Annotated in this window: 13 protein-coding genes and 1 tRNA gene; 8 read left to right on the forward strand and 6 right to left on the reverse strand. The window is 66.7% G+C overall.

Annotation, left to right across the window (positions count from 1 at the left end; translation table 11 throughout):
- Window positions 1-119: 119 nt before the first annotated feature.
- Genes B7K20_RS08135 through polA form a run of 3 tightly spaced genes read right to left on the reverse strand, consistent with a single transcriptional unit; the run spans window position 120 to window position 4,242 of the window.
- The gene (locus tag B7K20_RS08135) at window positions 120-518 is read right to left on the reverse strand and encodes an adenylyltransferase/cytidyltransferase family protein (RefSeq protein ID WP_084102030.1); all 399 of its coding nucleotides are present in this window, start codon (window positions 516-518) and stop codon (window positions 120-122) included.
- 30 nt (window positions 519-548) lie between these two features.
- Entirely contained in the window at window positions 549-1,571 is a 1,023-nt protein-coding gene (locus B7K20_RS08140) for a 6-phosphofructokinase (RefSeq protein ID WP_084102031.1), read from the reverse strand.
- 13 nt (window positions 1,572-1,584) lie between these two features.
- A complete protein-coding gene (gene polA, locus B7K20_RS08145) occupies window positions 1,585-4,242 on the reverse strand; it encodes a DNA polymerase I (protein WP_371327876.1) in 2,658 nt (885 codons plus the stop codon).
- A gap of 18 nt (window positions 4,243-4,260) precedes the next feature.
- On the opposite strand from polA, the gene B7K20_RS08150 reads away from it, so the two are divergent.
- The 5 genes from B7K20_RS08150 to B7K20_RS08170 are packed head-to-tail and all read left to right on the forward strand — an operon-like array spanning window position 4,261 to window position 8,400.
- Entirely contained in the window at window positions 4,261-4,674 is a 414-nt protein-coding gene (locus tag B7K20_RS08150; protein WP_084102033.1) for a PaaI family thioesterase, read from the forward strand.
- A gap of 51 nt (window positions 4,675-4,725) precedes the next feature.
- The gene (locus B7K20_RS08155) at window positions 4,726-5,868 is read left to right on the forward strand and encodes a branched-chain amino acid ABC transporter permease (RefSeq protein ID WP_234985767.1); all 1,143 of its coding nucleotides are present in this window, start codon (window positions 4,726-4,728) and stop codon (window positions 5,866-5,868) included.
- A gap of 3 nt (window positions 5,869-5,871) precedes the next feature.
- Window positions 5,872-6,846 carry a branched-chain amino acid ABC transporter permease gene (locus tag B7K20_RS08160; protein WP_084102035.1) on the forward strand — a complete coding sequence of 325 codons (975 nt, stop codon included), beginning with the start codon at window positions 5,872-5,874 and terminating at the stop codon, window positions 6,844-6,846.
- A complete protein-coding gene (locus B7K20_RS08165; protein WP_084102036.1) occupies window positions 6,839-7,675 on the forward strand; it encodes an ABC transporter ATP-binding protein in 837 nt (278 codons plus the stop codon). The genes B7K20_RS08160 and B7K20_RS08165 overlap by 8 nt, the downstream gene beginning before the upstream one ends.
- Window positions 7,672-8,400, forward strand: a complete 729-nt coding sequence (locus B7K20_RS08170) for an ABC transporter ATP-binding protein (RefSeq protein WP_084102037.1) — start codon at window positions 7,672-7,674, stop codon at window positions 8,398-8,400. The genes B7K20_RS08165 and B7K20_RS08170 overlap by 4 nt, the downstream gene beginning before the upstream one ends.
- 476 nt (window positions 8,401-8,876) lie before the next feature.
- Here B7K20_RS08170 and B7K20_RS08175 read toward each other — a convergent pair whose 3' ends face one another.
- Window positions 8,877-10,160: an ABC transporter substrate-binding protein gene (locus B7K20_RS08175; protein WP_084102038.1), complete on the reverse strand. Its 1,284-nt coding sequence runs from the start codon at window positions 10,158-10,160 to the stop codon at window positions 8,877-8,879.
- Window positions 10,161-10,349: 189 nt separating this feature from the next.
- Window positions 10,350-11,027, reverse strand: a complete 678-nt coding sequence (locus B7K20_RS08180) for a response regulator (RefSeq protein WP_084102039.1) — start codon at window positions 11,025-11,027, stop codon at window positions 10,350-10,352.
- Here B7K20_RS08180 and B7K20_RS08185 point away from each other — a divergent pair.
- From B7K20_RS08185 to B7K20_RS08195, 3 genes are all read left to right on the forward strand, one after another.
- Window positions 11,000-11,073, forward strand: a tRNA-Leu gene (locus B7K20_RS08185). The two genes, B7K20_RS08180 and B7K20_RS08185, sit on opposite strands and share 28 nt — an antisense overlap.
- A gap of 121 nt (window positions 11,074-11,194) precedes the next feature.
- Window positions 11,195-11,650 carry a methylglyoxal synthase gene (locus B7K20_RS08190; RefSeq protein ID WP_084102040.1) on the forward strand — a complete coding sequence of 152 codons (456 nt, stop codon included), beginning with the start codon at window positions 11,195-11,197 and terminating at the stop codon, window positions 11,648-11,650.
- Between the two features lie 326 nt (window positions 11,651-11,976).
- Entirely contained in the window at window positions 11,977-13,155 is a 1,179-nt protein-coding gene (locus B7K20_RS08195) for an IS30 family transposase (protein ID WP_144018599.1), read from the forward strand.
- Window positions 13,156-13,227: 72 nt separating this feature from the next.
- On the opposite strand, the gene pyk is transcribed toward B7K20_RS08195, so the two are convergent.
- A complete protein-coding gene (pyk, locus tag B7K20_RS08200; protein WP_084102042.1) occupies window positions 13,228-14,649 on the reverse strand; it encodes a pyruvate kinase in 1,422 nt (473 codons plus the stop codon).
- Window positions 14,650-14,656 lie beyond the last annotated feature (7 nt).

Here is a 14,656-nt window from a genome sequence, read left to right on the forward strand (position 1 = left end):
TTGGCCTCGCGCGCGGGCGCACGTAGCCAACGAACAGTGTAGCCCTTATTGCGGCTCACGCACAAAGCGAGGCGGCACACATCACGCACGCAGCGTCGCGGGGTGGCCGACGAGGCGTGCTAGTTGAGGTCCTCGCGAATGCTCTGAATGATGTCCGTCGTGGAGACCTCCGCGGTGCGCGGCAGGTACACGACCTCGCACAGGTCGCCCCAGTGGTCGAACTTGCCGGCCCAGTCGTCGCCCATGACGAGCACGTCGGCGGCGTGGTCCTTGATGTACTGACCCTTGAGCTCGAGGGACTCCTCGACGAACACCTCGTCCACGCATGCGAGCGACTTCACGATCGCCATCCGGTGCTCCTCGCGGTAGACCGGGTAGCGGCCCTTCTTGGAGAAGTTCAGCGCGTCGGACGAGACCCCGACCGTCAGGTGATCGCCCATCTCCGCGGCACGCACCAGCATGTTGACGTGGCCGATGTGGAACACGTCAAAGGTGCCGAAGGTGATCACGCGGGTCATGGGCGACCATCGTACGGGAACGTCACCGTGTCACAGCCCCCAGGCGGCCTGGAGCAGCTCCTCGGGAACGTACTTGGTCTTGCCTGCCATCGTCTCGAAGGGCAGCATCTCGACCTTTTCCCCGCGAAGCGCGGTGAAGGTGCCGTAGTTGCCGGCGACGGCGGCGTCGATCGCAGCGATGCCGAAGCGAGTGGCGAGCAGTCGGTCGGTCGCCGTGGGCACGCCGCCGCGCTGGACGTAGCCGAGCGTCGTCAGGCGCGCCTCGAAGCCGGTGAGGCGTTCGATGGCGCGGGTGACCTGCGATCCGATCTGGCCCGCGATGGGGTTGCCCTTGGCGTCGAGGGTGTCGTCCGCCTCCCAGGCCGAACCCTCGGCCGGAACCGCGCCCTCGGCGACCGCGACGATCGAGAAGTTCTTGTAACGGTGACGGTGGCGCAGCTTCTTTGCGATGACCTCGATGTCGAAGGGCGACTCGGGGGCCAGGATGATGTCAGCGCCGCCGGCGATGCCCGCGGTGACGGAGATCCAGCCGCAGTGGCGACCCATGAGCTCGACCACCATCACGCGGTTGTGCGACTCGGCGGTGGAGTGCAGGCGGTCGATGGCCTCCGTGGCGATCGTGACCGCGGTGTCGAAGCCGATCGACGAGTCGGTGCCGACCACGTCGTTGTCGATCGTCTTCGGGATGCCGATCACCGGCACCCCGGCCTTCGCCTGCACCTTGGACGCCGCGCGCAGCGTGCCGTCGCCGCCAATGCAGATGAGGGCGTCGATCTTCTCGTCCTCGACGGTCTGCGCGACGGCTTCGAGTCCGCCCTCGACCTTGTGAGGGTGGCAGCGCGCGGTACCGAGCATGGTGCCGCCGTGCACGAGGATGCCGCTCACGTCATCCCTGGTCAGGGGCACGGCGTCGCCGTCGATGACGCCCTGCCAGCCGTTGTGGAAGCCCACGATCGAGCATCCGTGCTCCGAGGTGCCGCGCTTGACGACGGCACGAATGGCAGCGTTCAGGCCGGGGCAGTCTCCCCCGCCAGTCAGGATTCCAATCCGCATGCCCTCACCCTATCTAGTGGCCCGCCGTGCGCCAGTTCGACCCACGTCCTACATTCACGTCCAAAGGAACTGATAGGTCGGCCGCGGCATGCATCTGCTCGACGAGAATTTGCTCCACCGCGTCCTCCTCGCCGGGCGCAACCTCGAGCACCAGCTCGTCGTGCACCTGCAGCAGCTGCCGTGACGACAGTTTGCCTGCCGCAAGCGCTTCGTCGACGCCCAGCATCGCCTTCTTAATGATGTCGGCAGCCGAGCCCTGGATGGGGGCGTTCAGCGCCACGCGCTCTGCGATGTCGCGGCGTTGGCGGTTGGTCGACGTGAGGTCGGGGATGTAGCGGCGCCGGCCCATGATGGTCTCGGTGTAGCCCACCTGGCGCGCCTGCTCGACGACCGAGTGGAGGTAGTCGCGCACGCCGCCGAAGCGCGCGAAGTAGTCGTCCATGAGCTTCTGCGCCTCACCCACCGGGAGCGACAACTGACGCGCCAGACCGAACGACGACAGCCCATAGGCCAGCCCGTAGCTCATCGCCTTGACCTTGGAACGCATCTCGGAGGAGACATCGGCCGGCTCCACGCCGAACACGCGCGCGCCCACGAACCTGTGCAGGTCCTCCCCCGCACGGAAGGCCTCGATCAGACCCTCGTCCCCGGACAGGTGGGCCATAATCCGCATCTCGATCTGGCTGTAGTCCGCCGTCAGGAGCGTCACGTAACCGTCGCCGACCACAAAGGCCTCGCGGATGCGGTGGCCCTCCTCGGTGCGGATCGGGATGTTCTGCAGGTTGGGGTCCTTCGAGCTGAGGCGCCCTGTGGACGCGACCACCTGGGAGAACGTGGTGTGGATGCGTCCGTCAGAACGCACCGCCTGCGCGAGGGTCTCGATGATCTGCCCCAGCTTGGACGCGTCCCTGTGCGCGAGCAGCGCCTCGAGGAACGGGTGCGGGTTCTTGGCCTGCAGGTCCGCGAGCGAGGCCGCATCCGTGGAGTAGCCGGTCTTGATCTTCTTGGTCTTGGGCATGCCGAGCCGTTCAAACAGCACCTCCTGGAGCTGCTTGGGGCTTCCCAGGTTGACCTGGTCTCCACCGATCGACGCATACGCGGCCTCCGCCGCGGCATCGGCCCGTCCCGCGGCAGCGTCACGCCGCTCGCTCATCGCCGCCCCGTCGACCGCCATGCCCGCGTGTTCCATGTGGGCGAGCACTGTGACGAGTGGGATCTCCAGGTCGCGGTACAGATCGGTCATGCCGCGCCGGTCCACCTCCGCGTGCAGTTCCGCCGCCAGCGCCTCGACATGGGCCGCGGCTTGTCCCGCCGCCTGCGCGGCCGAAGAACCGAGTCCCAGGTCCAACTCCCCAGCTCCGCCGCCACCGGCGACAGTGATCCCGAGGTAGCGCTGCAGCACCGACTCAAGGTCGAACCCGCGCTGGTCGGCGTTGACGAGGAACGCCGCGATTTGGGTGTCGCCCGCGATCCCGCGCAAGGTGATGCCGCGGGACTGCAGCGCGTGCCACGCGTCCTTCGCGGCGTGAGCCACCACCGCGACGTCCGCGTTCTCGAGCCATGCGGTGAGCGCACGCTCGTCGTCGCCCGACAGGTCGCTCAGGTCGATCCCCCACGCCCGACCTGCCTGCGCGACACCGAGCGCCCACGCGTCGGCGTCGGGGCCGATGCGCCCGTCAACATGGATGACCACCTCACCCGTGAGCGCGGCCACCCGGGCGACGGCGCCGTCGACGGTCACTTCGACCTCGTCGGGCTCTTCGGGGGCGGCCTCGGTCGAATCCCCCACGACGAGCGGCATCAGGCGCTCGCGCAGCGTGCGGAACTGCAGCGCGTCGCACACCTGGTGGACGGCGGCGGCGTCGGCCCCTTCGTACTCGAGCGAATCCAAGGTCACCTCGACCTCGAGGTCGTCCAGCAGGCGGTTAAGGCGACGGTTAGTGCGCACCTGGTCGAGGTGGTCGCGCAGGCTCTGCCCGGCCTTGCCGGGGACGTCCTCCGCCTTGGCGAGGATGCCCTCAAGACCGTCATAGGCGTTGATCCACTTGGCCGCTGTCTTTGGCCCCACACCAGGTACGCCGGGAAGGTTGTCGCTGGTCTCGCCCACCAGCGCCGCCAACTCGGGGTACTGGTGAGGTGCGACGCCGTATTTCTCCGCCACCGCATCGGGCGTGAAGAACACGAGATCGGAGACGCCCTTACGGGGATACAGCAGCGTGACGTCGTCGGTCACCAGCTGAATGGTGTCGCGGTCGCCCGAGACCACCAACACGCGCATGCCGGCCTCACGGCCCTGGCGCGCGTACGTCGCGAGCAGGTCGTCCGCCTCGTAACGCTCCTTGTCGACCGCCGTGATCCGCAGCGCATCGAGCATCTCGCGGATGAGCGGCACCTGCGGCTCAAACTCCGGAGGCGTGGCATCGCGGGTGCCCTTGTACGACGGCAGTTCCTCGGTGCGGAACGTACCGCCGGGAAGGTCGAATGCCACGGCCACGTGCGTGGGCCGGTGCTCCTTCATGAGCGTCGCGAGCATGGTCGTGAAGCCGTAGACGGCATTGGTGGGGACGCCGGTCTCCGTCGCGAAATTCTCGACGGGTAGACCGAAAAATGCCCGGAATGCCATAGAAAGGCCGTCGATCAGCAGCAGCGTTGGTCGTGTTTCATCGCTCACTATGCAAACCTATACGCCATGACCGACAACGACGCGGCCAGCGATCGGCAGTTCGCCGACGACACGCTCATCTCCCGGATGGGCATGTCCATCGTGTCCGCCACCGCCGAGCGCGTCGAGGGGACGATGCCCGTCGAGGGCAATCGCCAACCGTATGGGCTGCTGCATGGAGGCGCGTCTGCCGCGCTCGCCGAGACCCTCGGCTCCATCGCCGCCATGCATCACGCGGGTCCCGACCACATCGCCGTCGGCATCGAGCTCAGCATCTCCCATCACCGTTCTGCAACGTCGGGGATCGTGACGGGTGTCGCCGAGGCGGTCCACCTGGGCCGCACCGTGGCGACGTACGCCGTGCGCATTGAGGACGAAACGGGACGGCTCTTGGCCACCTCCCGCCTCACATGCGCCATTCGAAGCAGACCCGCCACATAGGCGAAACATTCGGGGCGTACGTTGAGCCGCAATCCAACCTGGAGGGGACCCTTGACGAACAGAGTCGATCGCCGCGTGCTTCTACGCGCGCTCGTCGTCCTCGTCGCGTCCGCCGCCGCCTTTTTCGTACTGACTGCGCTGGGCACACCCGCCCTCGCCGCCGGCACGGACACCGCCGTCACACACGCCGTGGCGAGCTCAGGTGAGGCAGCAGCGCATGCGACGCAGGCCGGCACCACTATTACCGCCGAGGCCGCCGCGCCCGCCAAACCCGGAGACAACCGTGTTGTGCAACAGCTCGTCAACGGACTGGTGTTCGGCCTGTTGCTCGCGCTGGCCTCCGTGGGCCTGTCGCTGATCTACGGCACCACGGGGCTGAGCAACTTTGCTCACGGCGAGCAAGTCTCGCTGGGTGCGCTGCTGTGCTTCTTCTTCACCACGCCCCAGCCGGTGTCGCTGCCCCTGCTGCCCTTCGAGTTCAGCATCGGCCTACCGCTGATTCCGGCGGCCATCGCCGCGATCGCGGTATCGGCAGGCACCGGTTGGCTGCAGGACAAGTTCCTGTGGTCGCCGCTGCGCCGCCGGCGCGTGTCGATCGTCCAGCAGATGATCGTCTCGATCGGCTTGTCGCTCGCGATGCTCAACTTCATCCAGTGGTGGTTCGGTGCCGAGCGTCAGCGCCTCACGACCTCCATCGACGAGCGCATCGATATGGGCATGTTCTCGATCGGTATCAGCACGCTGTGGTCGGTCGCGATCTCGCTGCTGTGCCTGGGTGGCGTCGCCTACTTCCTCATGCGCACCAGGACCGGCCGCGCGACGCGTGCGGTCTCTGACAACCCTGCGCTCGCATCGGCCTCCGGTATCCGTGTCGACAAGGTGGTGCGCCTGGTGTGGATCATGGCGACCGGCCTTGCGGCCGTCGGCGGCATCCTGCTGGCGCTGTACGACAACGCCGCGGCCTTCGACGTGGGCGCCCGCCTGCTGCTGCTGATGTTCGCGGCGGTCACGCTCGGCGGCCTGGGCCACCCCTTCGGTGCCCTCGTCGGGTCGCTCGTGATCGGCGTCGCCGTGGAGATGTCCACGCTGTGGGTGGGCACCGACCTCAAGTACGCGGTCGCCCTCGCCATCCTCATCCTGGTGCTGCTGGTCCGCCCGCAAGGCATCCTCGGTCGACCGGAAAGGGTGGGTTAAGCCATGGATCTCCTTCTCGACTCCATCAACGAGCTCTTCGCCCCCGCGACGGCGGCCTTCGCCCTCGCAGCGATCGGCCTCAACTTCCACTTTGGCCTCACCGGCCTGCTCAACATGGGCCACGCGGGCTTCATGCTGCTGGGCATGTACGGGTATGCCATCTCGACGTCGCGGGGGGCGCCCATCTGGCTGGCCCTCGTCATCGCGATCGTCGTCGCGGCCCTCTTTGGGTTGCTCTTGGGATGGCCCACGCTGAAACTGCGCGGCGACTATCTGGCTATCGCCACGATCTCGGCGGCGGAACTTGTCCGCTACCTGGGCCGCTCCAATACGTTGCAATCGCTCACGGGCGGCTCGACGGGTATCCGCGGCAACGACTTCAAGTTCACGTTCGAGGAACTCAGTCCGTTCCCGGACGAGAACATCACGTTCCTGTTCTGGACCCGTCACGGCTCGCTGTCGTCGTCGTGGTGGCTGGTTCTCGTCGCATGGATCGCCGTGGCGCTCTTCGCGCTGCTGTATTGGCAGCTCGCGCGCAGCCCCTGGGGCCGTGTGCTCAAGGGCATCCGCGAGGACGAGGACGCCGTCCGTGCGCTCGGCAAGAACGTGTACTCGTACAAGATGCAGGCGCTCGTCCTCGGAGGCGTCATCGGCGCCCTCGGCGGTGTGCTGTGGGCCCTCGGTGGATCCGTACAGCCCGACTCGATGGGGCGTCCCACGACGTTCTGGATCTGGACGCTGCTCCTTCTGGGTGGCGCCGCGACGGTCCTCGGACCCATCGTGGGATCCATGATCTTCTGGATGTCGCTGGTGCTGATCAAGGGGCTCGCCTCCGCGTTCATTCCCTCGTCCGTGCTGTCCCCCGTCGAGATCGAGCCGTTCTCGCTCGTCCTCGTCGGCGTCACACTCATGTGCCTAGTGATCTTCCGACCACAAGGAATCCTCGGCAACAAGAGGGAGTTGGCTTTCAATGACTGACGCATTCGCCTCGGTGCCCCACGAGCCGGGAGCACCCAAGCCCGATCCCATCGTCACCGCTCACGGAGTGCATCGACACTTTGGCGGCCTTACCGCCGTCGACGTCGAGCACTTCGAGGTCCAGCGCCACGCCATCACGGCCCTCATCGGCCCTAACGGCGCCGGCAAGTCGACCTTCTTCAACCTGCTGACCGGATTCGACAAGCCCCAGCATGGCGAGTGGATGTTCAACGGCCACTCGCTGGTGGGCACGTCCCCAGCGAAGATCGCGCGTGCCGGCAAGGTGCGCACGTTCCAGCTGACCAAGGCGCTCAACCGCATGACGGTCGTCGAGAACATGCGCCTGGGTGCCGCGCAGCAAAGCGGAGAGAACTTCTTCCGCGCGCTTGTTCCCGGAATCTGGTCCGCCCAGGAAAAGGAGATCACCGCCAAGGCGGAGGTGCTGCTCAAGCGCTTCAAGCTGTGGGAAAAGCGTGATGACTACGCAGGCTCTCTCTCGGGTGGTCAGCGCAAGCTGTTGGAGATGGCGCGCGCGCTCATGTCCGACCCCGAGATGATCATGCTCGACGAGCCGATGGCCGGCGTGAACCCGGCGCTCACCGAGTCCCTTTTGGACCACATCGTGGAGCTCAAAGACGAGGGCAAGACCATCCTCTTCGTCGAGCACGACATGCACATGGTGCGGCGTATCTCGGACTGGGTCGTGGTCATGGCCGAGGGCAAGATCATCGCCGAGGGCCCGCCCCAGACCGTCATGTCCAACCCCGCCGTCCAGGACGCCTACCTGGGCGCCCACCACGACACCGACCTCTCGGAGGACGCCTCATGAGCGACGCCCCCGTCATCGTCCACGCCGACGACCTGTACGCCGGCTACCTGCCCGGCATCGACATCCTCAACGGGTGCTCGATGGAGGTGCGCGAGGGTGAGCTCATCGGCATCATCGGCCCCAACGGCGCCGGCAAGTCGACGTTCCTCAAGTCGCTCTTCGGCCTGGTGCCGATCCGCGCAGGTTCGGTGAAGCTCGGCGACGAGGACATCACCAACATGCGCGCCGACGAGTTGGTCCAGCGTGGCATCGGGTTTGTGCCCCAGAACAACAACGTGTTCCCGTCGCTGACGGTGATGGAGAACATGGAGATGGGCACGTACCAGAACCCCAAGGCGTTCAAGGCGGCCTGGGAGCGCATTGGGGACCTGTTCCCCAAGCTCGTGGACCGCAAGAACCAGCGGGCGGGATCGCTGTCCGGTGGTGAGCGTCAGATGGTCGCCATGGGCCGTGCGCTCATGATGGATCCCAAGGTGCTGCTCCTCGACGAGCCCTCCGCGGGTCTGTCCCCCGACCGCCAGGACGAGACCTTCGTCCGCACCCGCGAGATCAACAAGACCGGTGTCACGGTCATCATGGTCGAGCAGAACGCACGTCGCTGCCTGCAGATCTGCCACCGCGGCTACGTGCTCGACCAGGGCACCACGGCATACACGGCAACCGGCCAGGAACTGCTCAAGGACCCCAAGGTCATCGAGCTCTACCTCGGCACGCTGGGAGCCTAACTCTCCCGTCGCTGCCTCAGGCGCCCCGCTGGCTCTGGCCGGCGGGGCGCTGTGCTGCGTGTGGGCGGCGTGCGGGGCCGCGGCCGGGCCGGCGTGGTCCGTCCGTGTTGACGGTCCAGCCCGACAATTCGCGCTTCGACGGGCTCGGGAGCCGATATCTGCACACGCGCCCGTCATCTGCCGGAATGACGGGCGGGACGGCGCGTGGTGGGAGGGCGGGTGGTGGAACGCGCGCGGCCGATCGGATGGCCGATACCGCGGCTGCGGTCGTATCGACGCATCGACCGCGTGGGAGGCCGGCCGAGCGCCCCCGTGCGGGCCATCAGCACATTGACCGCGCGCCACATCCCGAGTGCACGCGGCCGATGGCCCGACTGGTTCGCGTGGGTGCCGTCGCATCGCGACGCGGCAGGCGCACGAAGAGGGCCCCGGCCGAAGCCGGGGCCCTCCCCTAGTGCTGTGCTAGATCACGAGGATCAGGAGGCGGGAACCTCACCGAAGACCTCGGAGACCCAGTTCTGCACGTTGTTCTCGTCGTACTTGTAGACACCGACGTACGCGGCCGAGGGGTCGTTGGCCTCGTTGAACGGGCCCACGCCGGAGACGGCCTGGTAGTTGATCTCTTCACCGGCCTCAAGCAGCTCGGCGCACTCGGCAAAGCCGGTGCACTCGGTGCCGCCCGTGGCGCCCGAGACAGCCGCCATCGACGACTGGATCGACGGACCGTCAGTGGCGCCAGCGTGGACCGCGGCGAGCGCGACCAGCATCGTGGCGTCGTAGGACTCAGGACCGTAGGCGAGCGAGTCGAGCGCCTCGCCGTAGGCCTCCTCAAGGCGCGTGGCGAACTCATCCGAGGCCTGAGCACCCGGGATGGTGCCCTGGGCACCCTCGATGGCGCCCGGATCCAGGTCGGCCGAGTAGTCGGCGGTGTTACCGTCCGTCATGTACAGCGTGGCGGGGTCCATGCCAGCGGCCAGCAGCTCGGGAAGAATCTGCTTGGTCTGGTCGAACGCGATCACCACGAGAGCGTCGGGGTCGGTCGCCATGACAGCCTCGACCTCGGCCGAGAAGTTCGTGGCGGCCGGGTCGAACTCCTCGCCCGGGTTACCGTACGTGATGGTGCCGCCGGCCTCCTCGACCGTCGACTTGATGACGTCGCGCAGACCGGTGCCGTAGTCCTCGTTGAACACGAGGATGCCGACGTTGGTGTGGCCGTCGTCGAGGATCAGGTTGGCGAGCGCGTTGCCCTGGACGGAGTCCGGCGGGGCGGTGCGGAAGAAGAAGTCGGAGTAGCCCGACAGCGAGGTCGCGGTGTTCGCGGGCGACACCTGGACCACCTCAGCGGCGACGACGTCGTCGATGAAGTTCAGCGTCACCGCGGACGAGGCGGCACCGATGATTGCGGACACACCGTCCGAGATCAGGCCGGACGCCGTCTGCGGCGCAATCTGTGCCTGCTGGGTGTCGGACGAGTCACCGTGCTCGACCTCGACGTCCGCGCCAAGCACACCGCCGGCCTCGTTGATCTCCTGGATCGCGAGGTCAACGCCGGCGACCTCGGGCGGGCCGAGGAAGGCAAGCGAACCGGTCAGCGGCAGCACCGTGCCGATCTTCAGAGCTTCGGTCGAACCAGTGCTCTCGGGCTCGCCCGACGCCGAACCGGACGACTCCGGGTCCGACTCGGTCGAGCAGGCCGCGAGGGCCAGCGAGGCGGCAGCCGCGAAGGCCGCGCCGCGCGCGATGGTGTTCCATCGTGCCATGTTGTGTTCCCTCCACACTGACATTGCTTGTCAGCCTTGTCGCGCCAGGGACGGTCCCTGGCTGCGATGGGTTCACGTTACCGACCAATCATTTCAAGTGGGGGTCTTGATCATCACGATTCTGTGACCTGGCAAATATGCAAAAGGCGCGTGTCGAACAAGTCGACACGCGCCTTCAGACAAATGGTCCTACTTTCCACCCATTTGTTCGATCACGGCCTCCGCGACCTCTTTCATCGTCAGGCGGCGGTCCATCGACGTCTTCTGAATCCAGCGGAACGACTCGGGCTCGTTGAGTTTCATCTTCTCCATCAAGAGGCCCTTCGCCCGCTCGACCTTCTTGCGGGTCTCCATGCGCTCGGTGATGTCCGCAATCTCCGACTCGAGGGCGCGGATCTCCGAAAAGCGCGAAGCCGCGATCTCGACGGCGGGAAGCAGGTCGGCCGGGGTGAAGGGCTTCACTACGTACGCCATGGCGCCGGCGTCACGGGCACGCTCGACGAGCTCGGTCTGCGAGAACGCGGTCAGGAGAACCACGGGTGCGACGCGCTCGGCGGCGATCTGCTCGGCGGCGGTGATGCCGTCCATCACGGGCATCTTAATGTCCATCACGACGACATCGGGCTTGTGCTCCTTGGCAAGCGCGACACCCTCCTCACCGTTGGCGCCCTCACCGACCACGTCGTAGCCGCCCTCGCGGAGCGTCTCGACGATGTCCATGCGAATAAGGGCCTCGTCCTCGGCCACGACTGCGCGGCGCTTCTTGGCCCCGGTCGTGGGGGCGGTGGGTTCCGGGGTGTTCTGAGTCTCTGTCACAGGCGCTAGCCTAGTCTCCGCACGCCCCGATAGCCCAACTGGCAGAGGCATACGGCTCAAACCCGTACCAGTGTGGGTTCGAATCCCACTCGGGGCACCGCGCGACGGCATCGGCCCTGGTGAAAGCAACCGCTTTCCCAGGGCCGATGCCGTGATCGGGTTCGCTCTTGGCCGTCACCGCCTGCGATACTCGTCGGTGAAATCGAGGAGGTTCACCGATGGCACGGATCGCCGCACGGCACATTGCGCTCGTCGCGCACGACAACAAGAAGGTCGAGTTGCTCGAGTGGGCAAGCTTCAACAAGGGCTCGCTCGCGCCGCACCACCTGTACGCCACGGGCACCACAGGAACGCTGCTCGAATACGAGTTGGGTCTGCCCGTTCATCGCTTCCTGTCCGGCCCCGTCGGCGGCGATCAGCAGATTGGCGCCAAGATCGCGGAGGGCGGCATCGACATGCTCGTCTTCCTGTGGGATCCGTTGGAGGCGCAGCCTCACGATCCTGACGTGAAGGCCCTGCTGCGCCTGGGCGCAGTGTGGAACATCCCGATGGCATCAAACATCGCCACCGCGGACTTCCTGATCTCGTCTCCCCTGTTCCGCGAGGACTACCAGCGCGCCAAGCCCAGCCTGCCCGACCGCGACGCAGCCAGCTTCGCGCCCAAGCGCGACTAAACCACGGCATCGGCCGTCGTCGTACAGGCGATCAACGGCAACGCACGAGGGGCCCCGCACCTGACGGGCGGGTTCTAGCGATCCCCGCAACACCCTGACTTCAGGGAGTTGCGGGGATCGTGTCGTTTGAGGAGCAGAAGAGTCGGTTTTTCGAGGCGTTGGACCGGTACGACGGAAATGTGCGGGTTGCCGCCCGGGCGGTCGGGGTGAACCCGAATACAGCTCGGGGGTGGGCGCGCCGGTCCGGGGTGCAAGGGCGCGGCAAGCCTGGTTGGCGTGCGCCGCATCCGGCGCGTGAGGAGTACGACCGGTTGCGGACGTCGGGAGTGTCGCAGAGCGCAGCCGCCGCTCGCGTGGGTGTGAATGTGCGCACCGCGCGTGACTGGGACAAGGGGATCCGTCGCTCTGGTCAGTCGCGCCTGCACCCAGATGGTCGCCGTGTGGACTGCAAGACGGGTATGACCACTATCGAGGCTGTCACCGTGGAGCCGGGCCTGTGCGCGGTTGACGCGGTCCTGGATCCACGGTTTCTGACCATCGTGGAGCGTGAAACGATCGCGGACCTGCACCGGCAAGGGCAGTCGCTGAGGGCGATCGGGCGGGAGTTGGGAAGGCCGGCGTCGACGATTAAACGCGAGATCGACACCTACTGTGTCGATGGCGTCTATCGGCCGCATGCGGCGCAGCGGGCGTGGGCGGCCAGCCGGTCACGCCCCAAAGACTCGAAAATGGCCCAGGAGGGGCCGCTGAGGGACTTCGTGTTCGAGAAGCTGCGCTTGCGGTGGTCTCCTGAACAGATCTGTCACGCTCTGATCGAGGAGTATCCCGACGACGAGAGCATGCGTGTGAGCCCCGAGACGATCTACCAGGCGATCTATATCCAAGCCCGTGGCGGGCTCAAGCGTGAAGTCACCGCTGCACTGCGTACCGGTCGGACCAGACGCAAGCCCCACCGTGATCCCGAGCATCGCACGAAACGGTTCGTGGACGACATGGTCATGATCTCCGAGCGCCCCGCCGAGGTCGCCGACCGAGCAGTTCCCGGCCACTGGGAGGGCGACCTGATCGTCGGCGCGAACAACGGCTCCGCGATCGTCACCATGGTCGAGCGATCGACCCGCTACCTGATGCTGGGCCACCTGCCTGCCGGACACACCGCCGAGGAGGTCCGTGACGTCCTGGTGCCCCTGATCGCAACCCTGCCACAGCATCTGCGCGGATCACTGACCTGGGATCAAGGCGCCGAGATGGCCGCCCACAAGCAGTTCACTGTCGCGACGGGCATGCCCGTGTATTTCTGCGACCCGCACTCGCCGTGGCAGCGCGGCTCGAACGAGAACACCAACGGCCTGGTGCGTCAGTACTTCCCCAAGGGCACCGACCTGTCCGTCCACAGCCCATTCGACCTTGAGCACGTCGCCCAGGAAATCAACGGCCGCCCACGCAAAACGCTCGGCTGGAAAACTCCAGCCGAGCGTCTGCGTGATCTACTACTCACCACCTAGCCAAACACCAGGTGTTGCAAGGACCCATAGAAACCGCCAGAGACCGGGGCCCCTCGTGTGTGCCGGTGGCGGTTAGCCGCGCACCTGGCCGATCTTGTGCACGAACACCGAGTTGGTGGTGCCGGGCATGCCCACGGGCGTGCCGGACACGACCACCACGTAGTCGCCGTCCTCCACGAGGCCGTCGTCCTTCAGGGCCTTGTCAACCATGTTGACCATGGCATCGGCCGTCTCCGCACGGTCCACGACCCGGGCGTCCACGCCCCACGACAGCGCGAGGCGCTTCTGGGTCTTGGCGTCGGGGGTGAAGGCGAGCATCGGCACCGACGGGCGCAGGCGGGCCATGCGCACCGCCGAGTCGCCAGACTGGGTGAAGGTGACGATGTACTTGATGTCGAGCACGTCGGCGATCTCGGCCGCCGCGTGGGTCACGGCGCCACCGCGCGTCTTGGGGGTGGTGAGGAACGGCGCGATGCGCGAGTACCCCTTCTCCTCCGTGTTGCGCACGATGCGGGCCATGGTCTCGACGGTCACGATCGGGAAGTCACCGACCGAGGTCTCACCGGACAGCATGACCGCGTCGGTGCCGTCGAGGATGGCGTTGGCGCAGTCAGAGGTCTCGGCGCGGGTCGGCACCGGCGAGTGCGTCATCGACTCGAGCACCTGGGTGGCGACGATGACGGGCTTCGCGTAGGCGCGGCACAGCTCGATGGCACGCTTCTGCACCAGCGGCACCTCCTCGAGCGGGAGCTCCACACCGAGGTCACCGCGGGCGACCATGATGCCGTCGAACGCGTCGACGATCTCCTCGAGGTTGTCGACGGCCTGCGGCTTCTCGACCTTGGCGACGACGGGAAGGGTGATGCCCTCCTCGGCCATGATGCGGGCGACATCCTCGTAGTCCTTCGCGGAACGCACGAACGACAGCGCGATGAAGTCGGCGCCGATGTTGAGACCCCAGCGCAGGTCGTCCTCGTCCTTCTCCGACAGCGCGGGGACGGACACGGCGACGCCGGGCAGGTTGATGCCCTTGTTGTTCGACACGGGGCCGGGCACGATCACCTTGGTGACGACATCGGTGCCGTCGACGATGTCGGTGACCTCGAGGCGGACCTTGCCGTCGTCGATCAGCAGCGTGTCACCGGGCGAGCAGTCGCCGGGCAGACCCTTGAAGGTGGTGCCGCAGATGTCCTTGGTGCCCTCGACGTCGCGCGTCGTGATGGTGAACACGTCACCCACGGCGAGCTCGTGCGGGCCGTTCGCGAACTTCTCGAGACGGATCTTGGGGCCCTGGAGGTCCACCAGCACCGCCACGTTCCGCCCGGCCTCCTGGGCCGCCTGGCGGACGTTGTTGTACACCGCCTCGTGCTCCTCGGTCGAGCCGTGCGAGCGGTTGATACGGGCGACGTCCATGCCCGCGTTCACCAGCTCGCGCATCCGCTCGATCGGCGCGGTGGCCGGCCCGATGGTGCAGACGATCTTCGCTTTACGCATGTTCTCC

Origin of the sequence: Demequina sp. NBRC 110051 (genome assembly GCF_002090055.1) — a bacterium.
GTDB lineage: Bacteria > Actinomycetota > Actinomycetes > Actinomycetales > Demequinaceae > Demequina.